Origin of the sequence: Paraflavitalea soli (assembly GCF_003555545.1) — a bacterium.
GTDB classification, from domain to species: domain Bacteria; phylum Bacteroidota; class Bacteroidia; order Chitinophagales; family Chitinophagaceae; genus Paraflavitalea; species Paraflavitalea soli.
The window spans coordinates 6,778,302-6,798,829 of the sequence record NZ_CP032157.1; the positions used below are offsets into that span (position 1 = coordinate 6,778,302).

Consider the following 20,528-nt stretch of genomic DNA (forward strand, 5'->3'; position numbering starts at 1 on the left):
ACATCATATGGCCCCATTGCAATCCTCCTGATCATAGGAGTGCTCTCCGTAGTGGAGCTGGTTAAATACCTTAAAGGCCACAAGCGATCACATTAATAGAATTCCAGGAGATCCCATCTGCAAACAATTTCCCTGCTTTAATGCATTGGTCAAATGATCAGGCTGTCAGGTAATACCCCTCAATCAATTGACAGACTAATACCACATTGGAAATGAAAGGGAAAATGATCACTCCCAAAAATAGCGGGGTGTGCCACTTTTTAATAGCTATATTTTTTTGAAAACCGGCAAGGGCGAGTGCTACGGCCGGAAAGAGCGGAATAAAATACCTGCCCTGTTCCCCTCCGAGGTAAGTCGCTTCCAGTGCCGTCCAGGTTATGTATTGAACAGTCATGATAGCAATTCCTCCTGCAATGGCTGCTCCAATAAGGGCCAATCTAAGCCTGAGCCTGAGCCTTTCCCTGACATTGTAATAGGTACTGATGGCTGCAGCAAAAAGAAGGGAGAAAAGAGCTCCTCTGTAAAAAGCATCCGGCAGGTACAGCTGTTTCCAACCCAATACACCTATGAACTCATGGGTTGTTCGCGTTAAATGTGTGGAGTCGAATTTAAAGAACAGGCCGGCAAACCCCAAAGGGTCATCAAGAATATGTTTTATCTGGAGCGGAGCATTAATTTTCAATACGGGAGGCGCCCACACCACGGCATAATTGTGTTCGTTCAACCATCCCCATAAGACCACAGGCGCCAATGAAGCAAGAAAGCAGGTTAGCCTGGTTGTATTATTCATATGCAGAAAGAAAAAGATAAATGAAAACATAAAGTAAGGCGGCCGGGCTGCGCTGATGGCTACGATAGCAGTTACCATCATGATCAATTGCTTTGTGTTATAATGCTTTTCTTCGCTGCTTTCTACATGACCAATGATGGCGAAAAAAAGAAAGGCAAGGCTGATCAGTATGCCATCCTGGCTTACGGAAGCAAACAAAGAGGTAGTCATGGGAAACAGCAACACTGTGAATAACAGCAGGCGGCTTGCTTTTGTGAGCCGGAGTGCATAAAAGCAGATCAGGGCGCAAACAAGGCCGTTCACGAATCGCGCAAGGTAAAAGGTGTTCAAAATGGAAGCATTGGTTAGTTTGCCTGCTATTATGACGATTGCTGAAACAAGGTAACCTGTAGGCGGATATATGGCCGTATTGGCAAATCTTAATACGCCTATTTCCCGATCCCAGTGAATGTTCTTTGAGTTTTCGAAATGGGTTCTTCGCACCTTGGGTTTTTCTCCGGGACCTATGCTCATGTAAATTGTACTAAAATCCAATAACCTGGCATTGACGGTAAATCCACCAATATCCCGCATCAGTACCTTTTCATCGGGGATGGTGCGCGGCTCCTTTGATCCATCTGTATAAAACAATGCTACAATTTCACCTCTTGATATTTGTTCGGCCCTGCAAAAATGATGGGGCTCGTCGGCGACGTGGAAGGGAGGGGTGATCCATGTTGCCAAAGTGATGGCGGGCAATGCATACAACAAATAGATATAAGGAAGATGGGCATGCAGTTTTGTGCATAATACCTGGAGAGCAGACAGGGTATCGGCTATCCGGAATTTGGATAAGGTCATTGGAAGGAGGTTTAATGGTTATATTCTTCCCACAGTTTATTAAATAAAATGATCTGGATCCGGCAGCCGGCTTGATTTAAAAATAACATAACCTGTATTTTGCCCAACAGTGTACAGGTGTCTCTCAAACAAACAAGTCTCCCGCTATTCCATCAGCGAACAATTTCCCCTGTTTGGTCAGGATCAGTTTTCCATTCTTTTCCAGCAGCAACTGTTGTTCAATATACCGGTAGCTGTTCTTTAGTAAAGTTTGGCTCATCTTCTCCCCGCTCAGTTGTTGTACATAATGCAGGCTTAGCCCCTCCATAGTGCGCAGGGAGGTCATAATGTACTCATTGAGCCTTTGATCGGGGGTAAGTGTTTCTACTTCAAAAGGTACGGTATCCTGTTTGAGGGATTGGATATACAAGGCATTGTTGGCAATATTCCACTGCCGGCCCTGGCCGTTGAAGGAATGGGCAGAAGGTCCCAGCCCCAGGTATTTTTTGCCCTGCCAGTAAGAGCTATTGTGCCGGCTGCGGTGACCGGGTAATGCGAAATTGGAGATCTCATAATGTTCATAACCTGCCGCTTCCGTCCAGTCCATGAGCAACACGAACTGCCGGGCCTGGTCTTCGGGCTGCACATTACTGATCTGGTGCTTGCGGATCATCGTATCCAGGGCTGTCTTTGGTTCTACAGTTAATGCATAACAGGAAAGGTGGGGTATGCCCATGTCAATGGCCCGGTTGACATTCTGTTGCCAGCGTTCATCGGACAGGGTGGGCGTTCCGTAGATCAGGTCAATGGTCAGGTTGTTAAAATGCTGAAGGGCCAGCTGCAGGTTGTCAACTGCCTGGCCGGCTGTATGAGCCCGGTTCATCCATTGCAGGTCCTCTTCAAAAAAAGATTGTACACCGATGCTCAGCCGGTTGACCCCTGCCTGTTTCCAGTTGAGCAGCACTGGTTCGGTAATATCATCCGGGTTGGCTTCCAGGGTTATTTCCGCATCCTGGCTAATGGTGAAATGACGGGCCAGGGCGGTTAATATACTTTGCAGTTCATCCATGGACAGCAGGGAAGGGGTGCCACCGCCAAAGTAGATGGTTTCTACCAACTCTCCTGCCAGGTAAGGTTGCTGTAATTCAATTTCTTTCAATAAAGCGGTTAAAAAATCGTTCTTTAGCTGTAGCGAGGTAGAAAAATGAAAGTTACAGTAATGACAAGCACGTTTGCAAAAAGGTATATGTATGTAAATGCCTGCCATTGTGTTCCGTATTTTTATCGGATATTACAGTTCAATTGTTGAAATGGATGATGACAAAGGTAGCAGTATATAGGAACATGTGCAGAAGGGCTATTTTCGTCATCCTGTTCCTGCTGCCCCTGCTGCTTGCTGCCCAATACCGGCTTCAGATCATCCCGGTAGATAAGGACACCAGCTTTATTACGCAACAACTGCGCCTGCAAACTGATTTCAGGAACCAGGTACTCTGTGCAGAATACATCCATCATCTTCCCGCCCTGCTACAGTCAAAAGGTTATCCTACCGCCTCGGTGGATAGTATTCGTTATGACAGTCTCTCGGCCATCATGCACCTCTATGTGGGTGATCCGCTGAAATGGACCCGGCTGAATACGGACTCGGTGGACCGGAAAATACTGGAACAGGTAAACTGGGGTGGCAGAAAACTCAGCGCTCAAAAACCAATAGATTTCCAGCAATTGCAGAACCTGCAACAAAAAATACTGGATTACCTGGAAAACAATGGTTATCCCTTTGCGCGCATCAAACTGGATAGCATCACCCTGCAGGAAAATGAATTCCAGGCCACCCTGCTGGTAGAAAAAGGACCGCTTTATAAGATTGACAGTATTTATAATAAGGGTAATGCAAAGCTTTCCCCGGCCTTCCTGCAGCATTACCTGAGTATTCCCAACGGTAGTATTTTCAGGAAAGACAAGTTGCAGGCGGTGAGCAAAAAGCTGAGTGAACTGCCTTTTGTACAGGAGCAACAGCCCTGGGATATGACATTGCTAGGCACGGGGTCCATCCTCAATCTTTACCTGGCTCCAAAAAAGAGCAGCCAGATCAACGTGCTGCTGGGCTTACTGCCTGCCAATGATCAGTTGGCGAGCAATAAACTATTGGTGACGGGTGAAGCAACGATCAACCTGAAGAATGCATTGGGTGGTGGGGAAACGATTGGGCTCAACTGGCAGCAGGTGCAGGTGAAATCACCGCGACTCAATATCGCTTTTGCCTATCCTTACCTCTTTAATTCACCCTTTGGCATCAACTTTGGCTTTGACCTCTTTAAAAAGGATTCCACTTTTGTTAATATCAACCTGCAGCTGGGGCTTCAATATGCCCTTTCCTCCAATCAAACAGGCAGTATATATATTCAAAACTTAAGCAGCAACCTGCTATCGGTGGATACGCAGCGCGTTAAGAATACACACGCACTGCCTGCAGAAGCCGATGTACGGTCGGTGAATATTGGTATTAATTATGAATGGTTCAATACGGATTATCGCTTCAATCCACGCCGGGGCAATGAAATAGTGATCAATGCTTCTGCAGGTACCAAAAAGATCAATAAGAACAGTGCAATTGTGAAGCTCCGGGACGATAATGATCCCAACTTTGACTTTAACAAGCTGTATGATACGGTGACCCTCAATGCCTACCAGTTCAGGATCAAGCTGGCTGCTGCGCATTATTTCCGGCTTACCCGTGCTTCCACCCTTAAAACAGCGGTGAACGGAGGCTGGTTCCAAAGCCCCGGTATTTACAGGAACGAGTTGTTCCAGATTGGTGGTTATCGCCTTCTGAGAGGTTTTGATGAAGAAAGCATTTTCGCCTCCCGTTACGCGGTGGGCACCATAGAATACCGGTATTTGTTAGGGCAGAACTCTTTTATGTTTGCGTTTACTGACGTAGGCTGGGCTAAAAACACGATCCCCTCGGTCAACCTGGGCAACACATTTTTAGGCGTAGGGTTGGGCATGGCCTTTGAAACCAAGGCTGGCATCTTCAATATTTCCTATGCAGCAGGAAAGCGGGATGATACCAAATTCAACCTTCGTCAGGCCAAGATCCACCTGGGGTACGTAAATTACTTCTAAAGCCCGTAACTGTTCTGTTATACAGTAATAGTGCGGCAAACGGGATCTGCCTGCACAAAGTTCTTGTCTTTTGGATAATGAATGAACATACTTCATCGTTCTCCATTCATTGTTCAGGATTCTTAATACTTTTGCACACCCAATTATTGCTGGTGAAGAAAATTATACTACTTGTCTTCTGTTGTATCCTGTTGTCCCAATTTTCCTTTGCACAAACCCAGGGCGATTCTGCCGTGCGGCAACCTGATACGGCTATTCCTGTACCACAGGATACGCCTGTAAAGAAAGATACCAGCCTCAGGAAAGCCGTGGTCATTAAGAAAAAGGTAGATACAGGGGCAAAAGCTGTTCTGCCTGTCTTGCCTCCCGGCCGCGATACTACCAGCAAGCCGGATACCGCAGCAGCCGTCACCATCCCAATCCAGGAGATCAAGGTCGAGGCCAGGTCGGCAGAAAATACCCTGCCGGGATTCCAGGCTGTTTTGCGTGATCACCCTTATTATAACTTCAAAGGGAAACCCCGTGTACTTTTCCTGAAGGAAGGAGGGCCTACCAATACGGACAGTATATTCTATTTTCTATTCGGGCTCCTTTTTTATTATGCCATTGTCCGGATATTCTTCTACAAATACCTGCATAATATAACCACCCTGTTTTTCCGCGCTACCATGCGCCAGCAGCAGCTCAGGGAGCAATTGTCGCAGGCGCCGCTGCCTTCTTTATTCCTGAATATTCTTTTTGTGAGTGCCGGCGGCATGTTCCTGGCATTTGTGGCCAGGTTCTACGGAATTATGCCGGAGCAAAACCTCTGGTTGATATGGGCCTATGGCTGTTTGCTGGTGCTGGCTATTTACCTGGGTAAGTTCATTATACTGAAGATCATCGGCTGGATTTTCAATGTAAGTAATGCAACCGATACTTATATCTTCATCATCTTTATGGTCAATAAGATGGTCGGCATTTTCCTGGTGCCGGTTTTAATACTCATGGCCTTTCCCTATGGGTCATTTTTACCGGTAATTATTACGCTGGCTTTCATATTGTTGGCGCTTACCCTGACCTACCGGTTCATAATCTCTTATAAACCAATACGGAATGAAATTAAGGTAAGTAGGTTCCATTTTTTTGTATACCTTTGCGCCTTCGAAATAGCACCCCTATTGCTGATTTACAAGGTGTTATTGATTTTTGTGGAAAGAAGTTATTAATTTTGCAAATCCATACGGCACAAATATGGTTAAAAACGGGGCTAAAAACGTAGCAACTGATCCTAATTCGATTAGTGTGATTAAAAAAATATTGATCACCCAACCCAGACCAGAGACCGACAAATCACCGTACTTCGAGCTTGCCAGGAAGTACAGTGTGGAATTGCAGTTTCATCCTTTTATCCGTGTAGACGGGATCCCTTCCAAGGAATTCCGCCGGCAAAAGATTGAAATTGCACAATTCTCTGCTGTCATCTTTACCAGCCGCAACGCTATTGACCATTTCTTCCGCATCTGTGAAGAAATGAAAGTAAGCGTATCACAGGACACCAAGTACTTCTGCATCACCGAAGCGGTCGCTTTATACCTCCAGAAATTCATCCTTTACCGCAAACGCAAGGTTTTTTATGGTGCCGATGGTACCAACAAAAGCATGTTTGATGTGGTGAACAAACACAAAGAGAACGAGAAGTTCCTCTACCCATGCTCTGAAAATCAGCAGGATAATGAGATCGTGAGCTGGCTCAAGAGTAACAATTGCGGCTACGCAACCCCCTTTATGTACCGCACCATCAGTAATGATGTAAAAGAAGTGCTGGACAATACAGAATTCGATATAATCTGCTTTTTCACCCCCAGCGGTGTAAAGAGCCTCTTTGATAACTGTCCCCGGTTCAAACAGAATGGTACGCGTATTGGCGCTTTTGGCAGCAATACCTCACGCGCCATTGAAGATGCCGGCCTTACATTGGACATTAAAGCTCCCCAACCCCAGGCGCCCTCCATGGTGGCAGCGCTGGAACAATACCTGTCCGGTATCTTAAAGAAGAAGTAAATTTACGCGAGTAATAGAAAGCTGTGATCCCCGTTGAGGCGGGGGACGGTTTTCGATCAACCGCGTACCATGAGTAAGTTCACCAACAGGTTAAGTAAAGAAAGCAGCCCTTATTTATTGCAGCATGCCCATAATCCGGTGGATTGGTATCCCTGGGGGGAAGAAGCCCTGAACAGGGCCAGGACCGAAAATAAGCCCATCCTGGTCAGTATTGGCTATGCGGCCTGTCATTGGTGCCATGTGATGGAGAAAGAGAGCTTTGAAGACGAGGCCACGGCTTCGTTCATGAACGAGCACTTCATCAATATCAAGATCGACCGGGAAGAACGCCCCGACCTGGATCATATTTACATGGATGCTGTGCAAACGATGACAGGCAGCGGTGGCTGGCCTTTAAATGCCTTCCTTACGCCTTCCGGCAAACCTTTTTACGGAGGCACGTATTTCCCTCCCCGGCCGGTTGTCAACCGCCCTTCCTGGAAGGATGTGCTTACCGGGGTAAACAATGCTTTCCGTGAAAAAAGGCAGGCTATCGAGGACCAGGCTGAAAACCTCACCCAGCACCTCCTGCGTTCCAATGAATTTGGTCTTGAGAAGATAACTACGCTGAATATAGATCCGGACACCACTTTCACCCGGGAAAAAGCGGCACTGATGTACACCAATATCATGAAGACGGCCGACCAGGAGGAAGGAGGCTTTGGCAGGGCGCCTAAGTTTCCGCAAACCTTTACGATCCAGTTCCTGCTCCATCATTATTACTACACGAAAAAGGAAGACGCCTTAAAGCAGGCCTGTCTTAGCCTCGATAAAATGATCCTGGGAGGTATTTACGATCAGCTGGGCGGTGGTTTTGCCCGCTATGCTACTGATATAGCCTGGCTGGTACCTCACTTTGAAAAGATGTTGTATGACAATGCTTTGCTGGTGATCGTTTTAAGCGAAGCCTTCCAGCTTACCCACAATCCTTTGTATGAAAGGGCTATCCGGCAAACACTTTCTTTTACGGAAAGGGAAATGCTTTCGCCTGAATATGGGTTTTATTCGGCACTCGATGCCGACAGTGAAGGGGAGGAGGGCAGGTATTACGTGTGGGATAAGCAGGCCATTGATGCGATCCTGGGCGAGGAAGCCGCCTTGTTTTGCGCTTTTTATGATGTGCGGGAGGGGGGAAACTGGGAGCATAAGAATATCCTGAATATCAAAATGCCTCCGGAGGAGTTTGCGGCGCAACATCACCTTACCCTGAAGGACTTGTGGCAGCGGATGGACAAATGCCGGGGGGTATTGATGCAGCACCGGAACAGGCGGATCCGGCCACTGTTGGATGACAAGCAACTGCTGGGCTGGAATGCACTGATGAACCATGCCTATTGCAAAGCTGCGGGAGCGCTGGGTGAGGACCACTACAGGCAGGTGGCGATCCGGAATATGGATTTTCTACTGGGGCGTTTTCAGCTGCCGGACGGGGCTTTTCACCATACCTACAAAGACGGGGTAGCTAAGTACCCAGCCTTTCTGGACGACTATTCCTACCTGATCCAGGCATTGTTGCAGCTACAGGAGGTGACGGGTGATGTGGGGTATCTGTACAGGGCTAAAACGCTTACAACCTATGTTCTTGACAACTTTAGTGAGCCTGATACAGGTTTTTTCTACTTTACACCAACCGGACAGGCCGATATTATCGTACGTAAAAAGGAAGTGTATGATGGGGCTGTGCCTTCGGGCAATGCAGTGATGGCCATGAACCTCTATTGCCTGGGTATTATTTTTGATGTACCCGGTTGGCGTGAGCGAAGTGTGCAGATATGCGCGTTACTACAGCAAACGGTTAGCAGGTATCCCGGTTCTTTTGGTGTATGGGCCACCCTGATCCAGGGGCTTACTTATACCATCCCGGAGATAGCGATTATTGGCGGGAATTTTGCAATGCTTCGCGAGGATGTTTTACGACGATTCATACCTATCCACGTACTTCAATCCGCTCCCTCTGAACCCTCCAACCAGGATTTTCCCATGTTGGGCCAAAAGCCTTATTCGTCCGGTACAGCGATTTATCTGTGCCGCAACTATGCATGCCAACTCCCTGTAAATGAAGTAGATGCATTGGTTCAATTGATGGGAAATGTGTAAAACTTAATCTTTTTAAGGATACAATAATCTGGTTTCAAGCATCGTTTATTCCTATGCTGGAGTTCTGTATTGCAGTTTTAAAAAATAAATTCTAAACTTGTGATGAAGTCGGTAAAACATTATTTTTGCCCAATACCCTTTAATATGATGAAAATGAAAAACCTATCCGCCTTTACAGCCATCGCGGCAATGTTTTCCATTGCTACTGGATGTGGGCTGGGGAAGTCTTCCAAAGGTTTGCCGAATGATGGCCAGCTTCATGGTGTGTCTCCGTCAGCCAAGTACAATTTGACCAAGCCTCCGGGCATGGTGTACATCCCACCGGGAACTTTCCACATGGGCCCCAGCGATGAAGACGTAAACTATGCTTACACTGCAAGGAACAAACAGATTTCCATCAATGGCTTCTGGATGGATGCTACCGAAATTACCAACAACGAATACCGCCAGTTTGTACAATGGGTACGTGACTCTACAGCCGCTGTGCGATTACAGTATGGTAAAGAGGTGGATGGTGTATTTGTAATTGACTGGAAGAAAGCCAAAACCATCAAGTGGAATGACAAAGCTACCATCGAAAAGATGGACCAGATGATCCTGACTCCTGAGAACAGGATATTTGGTAAGAAAGATATCGATCCTTCGAAGCTGATCTACCACTCTGAGATCTTTGATCTGAAAGAAGCCTCTAAAAGGGAGAATGCCAATGTTCCCCGCTCCAAATTCATAATCAAGAAAGATGAAAAGATCTATCCTGATACACTGATCTGGATACGTGATTTCAGCTATTCTTACAATGAACCCATGACCAAGCGTTATTTCTCACACCCTGCCTTCGGTAATTATCCGGTAGTAGGTGTAAGCTGGAAGCAGGCTACTGCCTTCTGCGAGTGGAGAACGCAATACCTCAATTCTTTCAACGAAAGTAAAAAGAAGCCTTCCGAGTCAGATTTCCGCCTGCCTACTGAAGCAGAGTGGGAATATGCTGCCCGCGGTGGTCGTTCACAATCAATGTTCCCCTGGGGTAACTATTACCTGAGAAATAAGAAGGGTTGTCTGCTGGCCAACTTTAAACCCGGCCGCGGTAATTACCCTGAAGATGGCGGATTTTATACCGTACGTGCCGATGCCTACTGGCCCAACGACTTCGGGTTGTATTGCATGGCGGGTAACGTAGCCGAGTGGACTTCCTCCATGTATTATGAAGGTGCTTACAACTTCCAACACGATATGAACCCGGACATTCGTTTTAATGCGAATGATGCTGATCCTCCCCGTATGAAACGCAAAGTAATTCGTGGCGGTAGCTGGAAAGATGTGGGATATTTCCTGCAAACCAGCACCCGTAACTACGAATACATGGACACTGCTAAGTCTTACATTGGTTTCCGTTGTGTAATTGACTTACCTCCTATGCAGAGAAAATAAAAATCTGCTTACGAGTACTTTACTGGCTGCTTAACCCGTTTATTGATGGCAGCGCTATGCGCTGAGATCAAGACTATATAGTATTGTTTTCACTAATTTAACCCTATAAAATCCGTTTTCTAACCATTTAAACAATTAAAATTATGGCTGGAGTTTCTAAATCAACCGAAAGAGTGGTGAATGTAGTAGTTTGTATGGGCGCTGCTATTGTAATCTTTGGTGCCTGGCAAAAAATTACGCACCAGGCGCTTGCTGACTTCTTCCTGACAGCCGGCCTCATAACTGAAGCTGTTATCTTCGTGGTGTATGCGATATTACCACCTCCCGGTTCTGAAATGCATGCAATTGCAGAGGCATTACCCAAACTGGCTGGCGGCGCATCTTCTGCAGGAAACCCAGCGCTGGATAAGATGGATAAAATGCTGCAGGAAGCCGATATTACTCCGGCTAACCTGAGCAAATTGAGCGATGGCTTTAAGAAATTAGGTACTTCTGTTGACAAGATCGCCGATGTATCTGATGCCGTAAAAGCTACCAGCGATTATTCAGCTAAGACCAAGGAAGCTTCTGCTGCACTGGAAACCATGAAAAATGCTTATCAGGGCGCTACCGCTACGATCACGCATTTTAACCATGCTGCAGACAGTACTAAACAATTCCATGAGCAGGTACAGGTATTAACCAAGAATTTAGGTTCATTAAATGCTATTTATGAACTGGAATTGCAGGATACCAACAATCACCTGAAAGCGATGAACACCTTCTACAGCAACCTGGCTGAGGCTTCTCAGACCATGAAAGGCAGCGTAGATGATGCTAAGAAAGCACATGAACAAATTGCTAAACTGGCAGGCAACTTAAGCAGCCTGAACACAGTGTACGGCAATATGCTCAGCGCTATGCAAGGTCGCTAATCAGGGGATTTTATTATCCTGTATCCATGAAACATAGAAGCTCCTAAAAAGAATTGTTTAAACTGAAAAACCTAAATCTATGGGTTTACCCAAAGAGCCCCGGCAGAAGATGATTAACATGATGTACTTAGTGCTGACAGCCCTGCTGGCACTTAACGTATCATCAGAGATCCTCAATGCCTTTAAAGTCGTTAATACCAGTATTGCCACTTCTAATGCGGTAATTACCGATAAGAATAATCTTACCTATAAGTCATTTGAAGCCAAGCTCGCTGATGAGCAAACCAAAGCGAAAGCTGCGATTTGGGCTCCAAAGGCCGAACAGGTAAAGAAAATATCTGCCGATCTGTTTAACTACATCGAAAATCTAAAGCTGGATATGAAGAAAAAATCCAAGCTAGAGATCAAAGATGGTGTTGAGCACTATAGCGAAGATAACCTCGATGCACCTACCAAATTGATGGACAATGAAGGAAAGGGTAAAGAGCTCTATGACCGCTTAAATGCTTATAAAACGCAGGTGATTGCTGTACTCAATCCTGAAGAGTTCAAAGATCAGCCTCTTGTTTACGAACAGGTTAAAAAGGATGTGGAGACTTTCAAAAAGTCCATTCCTATTAACACGTATATACCCAAGAGCCAGACCGGAAAAGAATATCCTCAGGATGCGAAAGGCTGGACAACCAACTATTTCCACATGACGCCTACGGTGGCAGCATTAACAATCCTGGGTAAGTTTCAGAATGATGTAAAAAATTCTGAGTCCCAAATGATTGATTACCTGCATAACCAAATAGGTGCCGTTAAGGTTGTATTTGACAAGTTCCAGGCTATCGCCACAGCTAACGCCAACTATGTAATGCCTGGCGATAATATTGAGATCACGGCTGGTGTGGGCGCCTTTAGTGCCGCTGCACAACCTGATATTACGATCAATGGCCAGAAACAAACACTGAACTCTGAAGGTGTAGCTGTGTATAAAACACAAGCCAGTGGCGCCGGAGAGAAAGTGATCAGTGTAATGATTGAATACACTAAGCCTGATGGAACCAAAGAGAAAGTTCCCAAGAACGTAAAATATACAGTAGGTATGCCTTCAGGAGCCTCTGTGTTCCTCCAAAAGATGAACGTACTGTATGTGGGAGTTGAAAACCCGCTTACGATTTCTGGTGGTAGTGTAGGTAGCGAAAAAGTATCTGTTAGCTTCTCTGGTGGTGTTCCTGTGGTTAAGTCGGGTGGCGATAACTACAGCATCAAGCCTAAGGCACCCGGCATGGCTGAAATAACCGTTAATGCTAATGGTAAGCCCTTTAAGTTCCCTATGCGGGTGAAGTTCCTGCCCCCTCCTACAGCTTTTGTAGGTGCTAAAAAGGGTGGAAATATCTCCTCTGCAGAGCTTAAAGCTATCGGTGCTGTGATCGCCAAACTGGATTCTGACTTCGAAGCTCCTTACAAAGTAGTTAGCTACCGTGTAGGTGCAGTAGGCGGTCCTATCCAGATCTATGATGAAAAAGTAAATACCGGCAATCGCTGGGCTGGTGGTGCAGAAGCACTGATCTCCCGTGCCGGTCCTGGTACACGTGTATTCTTTGACCAGATCAACGTGGTTGGTCCTGACGGAAGACAACAGGAAATCCCAGGTCTGCAGTTCACGCTTAAATAATAACATTTTAAACCACAGGGATAATGAAGAACCGTATTATCAAATTGTGTTTGTTGCTCACAGTGATGGCATTCGCTACTGTTGAAGCCGATGCGCAAGCCAAAAAGCCTAACAGACCAGCAAAAAAGCGGCCTCCTACTACCAAGCCCAAGGGTAACGCTAGCAGGAATAACAATGCTGCCAACACTGCAGCTATTGCTCCTCCTCCTGTTGATACTGTGAAGCCGGCTCCTCCCGCAGCGGAGATCAAGATCCCTGCGATCAAGCGGTCATTGCGCAATGACAATGCCATAGAGCGAAACCTGGTAAAAGACCGGATTCCTCTTTCCTATGAGCACATTCGCGAAGATGATGCGGCATATCTGCAGCGTGTATGGAGAGAAATTGACGTACACGAAAAAATGAACCTTCCATTTGTTTACAAAGCAGATGGCGACCAGGGTAACCAACGGTTCATTAATATTTTGCTGGGCGCTATTAAAAACGACAGCATCACTGCCTTCTCTACCGAAGATGACCGGTTCACTACTCCCATGACCTACACTCAGATATCTGAGCAGTTGGTGGCCAAACCAAGGATCATTTCTGTTCCTGACCTCAATCAGGATCCGGATGGTTCCAAAGGCATCATGCGGGATACTACCATCATCGAGGAGTTCAATCCCGATAAAGTGGAAAGGTACTGGATCAAGGAAGACTGGGTATTCGATAAGGAATCCTCCAGGATGCACGTACGGATCTTAGGCATAGCACCGCTGAAAACAATTATGAACGATGACGGATCATTCCGTGATGTATCGCCTGTTTTCTGGGTATATTATCCTGATCTGCGGCCCATATTTGCCAAACACGAAGTGTACAATGGCAAGAACTTTGGCGCCCGCATGAGCTGGGAGGAATTGTTTGAGAGCCGTATGTTTGCCAGCCGGATTATCAAATCGACAATCAGTAATCCGAATGACGAGTACATTAAATCATACATTAAAGACCCGATCCTGGCTTTGCTAGAAGGCGAAAACATCAGGGAGAGGATCTTTAATTATGAGCAGGATCTCTGGTCTTATTAAGCTTAATTATAATGTTTTAAAAAGGCACCGTAGTTTTACGGTGCCTTTTCTTTTTTATTACAGGAACTACGTAACCCTTTAAAAATGAGGACAATCATGGTCAAAAGGGGGTAATATTTTTTTAAAAAATACCCACTACTAGGTATTGTTTTGTGGGTTTGATTCACTATTTTTACAATGGTTTTTCATAGGATATTGGATTTTAAAAACGGGGCTGGATTTCTATCCGGGCCCCTTTTTTTATTATATCCATTTATCATATGTCATTGTGGTTTTTACGAGTACTAATTGCGGAATTCACTATCTCCATTTGCTGGTTTAACAGCTTAAAAACGCCATACAGGATTCTTTACATCATGGTAAAAAAGGAATGTCCATTTTTCATCTTCTCCCTGTTTCCACCATTGCTGGCGTAGCTCCATGCACTTCTTTCCATCATAATCATATTTGGCTACAAACCGGCTGCGCATTTGCTGTAGCTGGGGTGCATCATCGCCCCCGAAAAACACTTTTTCACCGCCATCTACGATCCAGAATACCTGGTGCCAGGGGCTATGAGCGGCTGTTATTTCGTATTTGATGTATCCATCGATAACACCATTGCCATCCAGCCAGACTACCTGTGGTGCATTGCGCAAGGCTTCGAGTTCTTCGGGTATATAGGAAGGAAAGCCTTTCTCGAAGGCGAAATCAAATTCTTTCCGCTGAACGTACCAGGTAGCTTGTGGAAAGCTGAGCAGGCCGGAAGCCAGATCGGGATTGCTCACGCCACCGGCATGGTCCTTATGAAGATGCGACATTAATACTTTGGTGATCTCGGCAGGGTTAATGCCATTGTTGATAAGGTTCTCATGGAGCTGCAATCTGCCTTCGGGAGTAGTAAATCCCAGTCCTGTATCGAGCAGCAGCACATCTTCTGATGTAATGACCACAAAGGGCTGTACTTCTACCAGCAAACTGCCTGTGGGCCTTTGCTGCAGCTCATCTGTAGAAAGATCAAAAGGAACGAACAGCTTTGTTTTATCGATCGTGAAAGTGCCTTCGCTAAGTGGAATGATTTTCATCCTGCAAATTTGCAGGTATTTTTTTATTGGCGCATCATTTATCGACCAGCTGGATTTATCCTGCCATTGAGATATTTGCGGATGTAGTTGCTGTCATTGGTCATTTTGAACCATTTCCGGGCGCGTATAGAATCTTCCTTGTACTGCAACCTGGGCAGGTAAAAGGGCAGGAGGTTGGTATGGGTGATGCGGTCTACTTCCTTCAGTCGTTCCGTGCGTAAAGTATCCGTAATGTATTTTTCTACCATCAGTGAAGCGATGGGGGCTGCTGAAGTGGCGCCCGTGCCTCCATTCTCTATCACAACTGCTATGGCGATGATGGGGTTTTCGCGGGGTGCAAAACAAACGAACATGGAATTATCTTTCAATTCAACGACCCTTCCATCCAGCACCATTTTATTTTGTGCGGTGCCTGTCTTGGCGCAGATATTAATACCTGGAATTTTTGCTACCCGGGCGGTACCCTGATCCACTACATCCTGCATGCCACTGATCACTACTTCAAAGACGTCGTCGGCAATATGCGTGAGCACATCATGTTTGATACGATACTTATTTAACAAAGCGGTATCCTTTTGTGATTCACCATCCAGCGACTTTACAAAGTGAGGAACATAGTAGTATCCTTTATTGGCTACGATACACATGGCATTGGCCATTTGCAGAGGGGTGACTGTCATTTTATCCTGGCCGATGCCCAGGCCACCGCCCGTCATGGTGCAGGAGTTCCAGGAACCGCGGTATTCCTTATCGTACTGACTGGTATCGGGTATATTGCCACCATCTTCACTGGGCAGGTCCACACCAATGCGGTGGCCCAGGCCAAAGGCGGTCATGTATTCTTTCCATTTGGTGAGTCCCTTGCGGGGATTGTGAAACTCCGGGTTGTCGATGGTCTTTTTGAGTGTCTCGGAAAAGAAGGAGTTGCAGGACCAGGCAATGGCCTGGCGCAGGTTGGTGGCATGGCCGGCCCATTTCTCCATACATTTTACCGGCCTGTTACAACCGAAATAAGCACCGTGGCAATCGTAACCACTCGAGGGAGTGATGAGTCCTTCTTCCAGCGCTACAAGCGCTCCCAATGGCTTATAGGTTGAGCCGGCTGGGTATTGGCCTTTGATGCCCCGGTTGAACAGCGGGCGGGCTACATCGAGGGCCATATGGCCATAATTCTTTTGTTTTTCAGGACCGGTCAGGTCATTGGGGTTATAAGTGGGACCGGAAGCCATGGCCAGGATGCCGCCTGTTTTAGGATCCAGTGCCACGATGGCGCCCAATTTATTATTGATCAGTTTTTCTGCCAGCTGCTGCAGTTCCACGTCGAGATAAGTGCGGACATTGCGTCCTGCTATGGCGGCTGTATCGAACCGTCCCTCTTCATAATTCCCTACCAGCCGGTTCTTGTTGTCTTTGATCATGTATTGTACGCCGCGCTGGCCCATGAGCACGGATTCATAGTAAGATTCAAGTCCGCTAATGCCGGTATAGTCGCCCATCCTGTAAAATCCATGGGAGCGTTTGATGATGCCTGAGTCTGCTTCTCCAATATAACCGAGGATATGGGCGGCTGTATTGAAAGGATATACGCGAACAGGACGCTCTACCAGGGCAAAGCCCGGGAACTTCCAGATATCTTCTTCGAGCCGGGCGTGCAATTCGGGTGTAAGCAGGTCTTCAAAAATAGAAGGGCGGTAGGGACCATTTTTAAAACGGGCTTCCAGCATTCTCTTTTTGTATTCGGCTGTATCAATACCCAGCACTTCGGCAAAACTGATGATATCGGTTTGTTTTGCTTCGCTGGGGGTAACCACCAGGTCGTACATGATGGTATTGTTGAGGATGGCCCTGTTCTTACGGTCGAAGATGATACCGCGGTCGGGGTATCTTACTTTGGGGAAAACGGCATTGTCCATGGCCAATTGCTGGTATTTGCCGGAGAATACCTGTAGATTCAACAGCTGCAGGAGGATAAGGAGGAATATACCCAGGAATATAAGCCTGATAATTCCACTACGGGATTGGTTGAAGAGGGCCATGTGAACTTTTTATCTCAATACCATTTGCCTATCGGCATCGAGGCGGATCAGAATAAACAACATTGTTGAAAAAGTAAGCAGGGAGGTACCTCCGTAACTTATAAATGGCAATGGGATACCAATAACGGGCGCCAAACCAACAGTCATACAAATATTGATGGCTATGTGGAAGAAAAACACGGAGGCCACGCCATAAGCGTAACACCGGCTGAAAACGCTTCGCTGTCGCTCGGCGATATTCACGATCCGTAACAGGAGAAACAGATAAATGCCCAGTACCAGGGTGCAGCCCAGGAAACCAAAGCCTTCACCAATGGTACAGAAGATAAAGTCAGTACGTTGCTCTGGTACAAAATCAAAGCGGGTTTGTGTTCCTTTCAAAAGACCTTTCCCTTTGAAGCCACCGCTGCCAATGGCAATTTTACTTTGCCGCACATTATAATCCGTATCTTTTTTGGCGGTGCTGACAGGTTCTTCGCCTTCCACGGTATTGAGCTTGGCATAGGGATTCTCTTTACCGATAAGGGAGAAGATACGTTCTACCTGGTGCTTCTCCAATACTTTGGTAAACAAGAAAGGTACTACGAATACAATGGTTATTATACTTAGCCCCCATATCATGATCACAGACAGGAGGAGTCTTCTTTGGCGTTTGATCTGTTTGCGCATCAGGTAGATCATCACCAATCCAATGGCGGAAAGTACCAATGCCAGGATGATCTTATCTACCAGCAGGGTAGCTACTACCAGCACACCAATAGAAAAACCTGCTATGAGGTAGCCAGCAGGAAAACCTTCCCGGAACATGACCAGGAAGAAAGCGAAGAACACGAGGGCCAATCCGGTTTCTTTTTGGGCGATGGTGATAGCCGCTGGCGCCAGGATAATGGCTGAGGCGATGAGGTGGGAGCGTGGGGTAGAGAAGTCGGTTTCCACCCGGGAGAGGTACTTGGCCAGTGCCAGGTTCACGAACACTTTCATCAGTTCGGCTGGCTGCAGGTTAAACCCGCCCAGCCGGATGATGGAGTTGGTACCTTTTACTTCGGTATGAAAAGGGAATACCAATAAGAGCAGAAAAATACCTACGGCATACCAGATGTTGGCGGTGGCCGTAAAGAATTTACTGTCTGTTAATAGTATGAAGAGTCCCAGGGTAAGGGATCCTATGAAAAAATAAAATTGTTTACTGTAGTCTGTTTTAAACCCGATAAAGCTTTGCACCACGCTATCGCCTTCGCGCCAGGTAACAGAGAAGATACTTAAGAGGCCGATGGCTACCAAAGCGAGGTAAAGCCAGATCAGGACCCAGTCAACACCTTTGGATATAGCAGGATTTCGTTGGCTCATACCAATTTTATACGGTAGTGTTTTTAATAAATAATCGGGGGTCGGGTATTACAAAACCGACTGAGGTTTTGATGGCTTTTTCCCTTGACCGGGGGAAAGGAGGCCGTGTACGGGTTTTCTGGAACTTCTTAATGGCCGAACTGTCCTTGTATCGTTCTAACCAATTAGCTGCCCGGGCAGAATCCTCGATGTACTGGAGGTAAGGAATATAGGAAGGCATCAGGCTGGAATGGGCAATCCTGTCTACTTCCTTGAGGCGTTCGGCAGGAAGTGAATCTTTTAAATATTTCTCCATCATCAAACCTGCAATAGGAGCAGCCCAGGTGTTACCAAAGCCGCTGTTCTCTACTACTACCGCCAGTGCTATTTTAGGATCTTCTCTGGGGGCAAAACATACAAACACGGAATTGTCTTCCAGTTTGATCCGTTTGCCCTGAATGATACGGTATTTCTCTGCTGTACCTGTTTTACCACAAATGTTGATGCCGGGTATTTTGGCCCTGGAAGAAGTACCGTCAATTACCTGTTGCATACCGGCATGTACAGCTTCATAAGCATCGTCGGATATTTTGGTCAATACTTCATGTTTCAATTTGAACTTATTCAGTATGGTATCGGTGGCTGTCTGGCCGTCTATCTGCCGTACAAAATGCGGTGTATAATAGGAACCCTTATTGGCAATGATGCACATGGCATTGGCCATTTGTAAAGGCGTAGCATTCATCATATCCTGGCCAATACCCAGGGTAAGGTTGGTGCAGGAGTTCCAGGAACCGCGGTATACGGCGTTGTACCGGCTGGTATCTGGTATGAGGCCCGGTAGTTCGCTGGTAAGATCTACGCCGGTACGCTGACCGAGGCCAAAGGCATTTAAATAATCCCTCCATTTTTCATATCCCTTCTTTACGCCTTTGTATTCGGGATTGTCGACTGCCATCCTGTATACCTGTACGAAATAAGAATTGCAGGAATTGGCGATGGCCAACCGGAGGTTGGCGGCATGGCCCGGATTCTTGTGGGTGCAGGCAGGCTTACCGTGTCCGCAACCAAAATACCTGCCGGGGCAGGGGTAACCATAGGACGGTGTGATCACGCCTTCATCCAATGCTACAAGGGCGCCCAATGGTTTGAAAGTAGAGCCGGGCTCATAGTTGCCCTGGATAGCACGGTTGAGCAAAGGGCCTGCTACGTCGAGTATCAGTTGACTGTAATTCGTTTGTTTATTAGGGCCGGTAAGGCTGTTGGGATCATAAGTAGGACCGGAAGCCATGGCGAGGATACCGCCTGTTTTGGGGTCGAGGGCTACCACTGCGCCTACTTTATTATTGATCAGTTTTTCGGCCAGTTGCTGCAGGTCCATATCAATGGACGTGCGCAGGTTACGGCCCGCAATGGCTGCTGTATCGAACTTTCCGTTCTCATAACTGCCTACGAGGCGGTTGCGGTTGTCCTTGATCATGTATTGTACCCCGCGCTGACCCATGAGCACGGATTCGTAATAGGATTCCAGGCCGCTGCGGCCTACATAGTCGCCCATCCTGTAAAAGCCACGTGATCTTTTGATGATGCCAGAGTCGGCTTCACCAATATAACCCAGGATATGGGCGGCTGCATTGAAGGGATATACGCGTACAGGGCGTTCCACCAGGGCAAAGCCCGGGAATTTCCAAATGTTCTCATCCAGGCGGGCATGCAACTCGGGTGTAAGGAGATCTTCGAAGATAGAAGGGCGGTAAGGACCGTTCTTAAAGCGGGCCTCCAGCATGCGTTTCTTGTATTCGGCGGTATCGATACCGAGGATCTCGCAGAGGTTGAGGGTATCTGTTTGCTTCGATTCGTTGGGTGTAACCACCAGGTCGTACATGATGGTATTGTTGAGGATGGCCCTGTTCTTCCGGTCGAAGATGATACCGCGGTCGGGGTATCTTACTTTGGGGAAAACGGCATTGTCCATGGCCAGCTGCTGGTATTTTCCGGAGAATATCTGCAGGTTTAATAACTGCACGAGCATAATGAGGAATAAACCCAGGAAAATGAGCCGGATAATATTACTGCGCGATTGGTTAAATAGAGCCATAGGATAGCAGGGACT

Annotated in this window: 14 protein-coding genes; 8 read left to right on the forward strand and 6 right to left on the reverse strand. The window is 46.8% G+C overall.

From position 1 onward, the window contains the following. Nucleotides 1–157: 157 nt before the first annotated feature. Nucleotides 158–1,630, reverse strand: a complete 1,473-nt coding sequence (locus D3H65_RS26080) for a DUF2142 domain-containing protein (protein ID WP_119053115.1) — start codon at nt 1,628–1,630, stop codon at nt 158–160. A gap of 124 nt (nt 1,631–1,754) precedes the next feature. Beyond that, complete coding sequence (gene hemW / locus D3H65_RS26085; protein WP_119053116.1) at nt 1,755–2,876, reverse strand: radical SAM family heme chaperone HemW; 1,122 nt, start codon at nt 2,874–2,876, stop codon at nt 1,755–1,757. Between the two features lie 47 nt (nt 2,877–2,923). Here hemW and D3H65_RS26090 point away from each other — a divergent pair, with 47 nt between their 5' ends. The 8 genes from D3H65_RS26090 to porN all read left to right on the forward strand — a co-directional run bounded on the left by D3H65_RS26090 (nt 2,924) and on the right by porN (nt 13,989). Then, nucleotides 2,924–4,738, forward strand: coding sequence for an autotransporter assembly complex protein TamA (locus tag D3H65_RS26090; protein ID WP_162915819.1), 1,815 nt, complete (start codon nt 2,924–2,926; stop codon nt 4,736–4,738). A gap of 152 nt (nt 4,739–4,890) precedes the next feature. After that, on the forward strand, nt 4,891–5,946 hold the full coding sequence (locus tag D3H65_RS26095; RefSeq protein ID WP_162915820.1) for a DUF4271 domain-containing protein: 1,056 nt from the start codon (nt 4,891–4,893) through the stop codon (nt 5,944–5,946). 76 nt (nt 5,947–6,022) lie between these two features. After that, nucleotides 6,023–6,781, forward strand: coding sequence for a uroporphyrinogen-III synthase (locus D3H65_RS26100; protein ID WP_245999592.1), 759 nt, complete (start codon nt 6,023–6,025; stop codon nt 6,779–6,781). Between the two features lie 69 nt (nt 6,782–6,850). Next, nucleotides 6,851–8,917, forward strand: a complete 2,067-nt coding sequence (locus D3H65_RS26105; RefSeq protein ID WP_119053119.1) for a thioredoxin domain-containing protein — start codon at nt 6,851–6,853, stop codon at nt 8,915–8,917. A 153-nt stretch (nt 8,918–9,070) separates the two neighbouring features. Then, on the forward strand, nt 9,071–10,345 hold the full coding sequence (gene porK, locus D3H65_RS26110; protein ID WP_119054663.1) for a T9SS ring complex lipoprotein PorK/GldK: 1,275 nt from the start codon (nt 9,071–9,073) through the stop codon (nt 10,343–10,345). 143 nt (nt 10,346–10,488) lie between these two features. Next, complete coding sequence (porL, locus tag D3H65_RS26115; RefSeq protein WP_119053120.1) at nt 10,489–11,259, forward strand: type IX secretion system motor protein PorL/GldL; 771 nt, start codon at nt 10,489–10,491, stop codon at nt 11,257–11,259. Nucleotides 11,260–11,338: 79 nt separating this feature from the next. Continuing rightward, nucleotides 11,339–12,922, forward strand: a complete 1,584-nt coding sequence (gene porM, locus D3H65_RS26120) for a type IX secretion system motor protein PorM/GldM (protein WP_119053121.1) — start codon at nt 11,339–11,341, stop codon at nt 12,920–12,922. 23 nt (nt 12,923–12,945) lie between these two features. After that, nucleotides 12,946–13,989 (forward strand): type IX secretion system ring subunit PorN/GldN, encoded by a 1,044-nt coding sequence (gene porN / locus D3H65_RS26125; RefSeq protein ID WP_119053122.1) that lies wholly within the window; start codon nt 12,946–12,948, stop codon nt 13,987–13,989. A gap of 326 nt (nt 13,990–14,315) precedes the next feature. Here porN and D3H65_RS26130 read toward each other — a convergent pair whose 3' ends face one another. The 4 genes from D3H65_RS26130 to mrdA (D3H65_RS26145) are packed head-to-tail and all read right to left on the reverse strand — an operon-like array spanning nt 14,316 to nt 20,513. After that, nucleotides 14,316–15,053: an MBL fold metallo-hydrolase gene (locus D3H65_RS26130; protein ID WP_119053123.1), complete on the reverse strand. Its 738-nt coding sequence runs from the start codon at nt 15,051–15,053 to the stop codon at nt 14,316–14,318. Nucleotides 15,054–15,091: 38 nt separating this feature from the next. Next, nucleotides 15,092–17,089 carry a penicillin-binding protein 2 gene (mrdA, locus tag D3H65_RS26135; RefSeq protein ID WP_119053124.1) on the reverse strand — a complete coding sequence of 666 codons (1,998 nt, stop codon included), beginning with the start codon at nt 17,087–17,089 and terminating at the stop codon, nt 15,092–15,094. Between the two features lie 9 nt (nt 17,090–17,098). Further along, the gene (gene rodA / locus D3H65_RS26140) at nt 17,099–18,436 is read right to left on the reverse strand and encodes a rod shape-determining protein RodA (RefSeq protein ID WP_119053125.1); all 1,338 of its coding nucleotides are present in this window, start codon (nt 18,434–18,436) and stop codon (nt 17,099–17,101) included. A 7-nt stretch (nt 18,437–18,443) separates the two neighbouring features. Then, nucleotides 18,444–20,513, reverse strand: a complete 2,070-nt coding sequence (mrdA, locus tag D3H65_RS26145) for a penicillin-binding protein 2 (protein WP_119053126.1) — start codon at nt 20,511–20,513, stop codon at nt 18,444–18,446. Nucleotides 20,514–20,528: the final 15 nt, after the last annotated feature.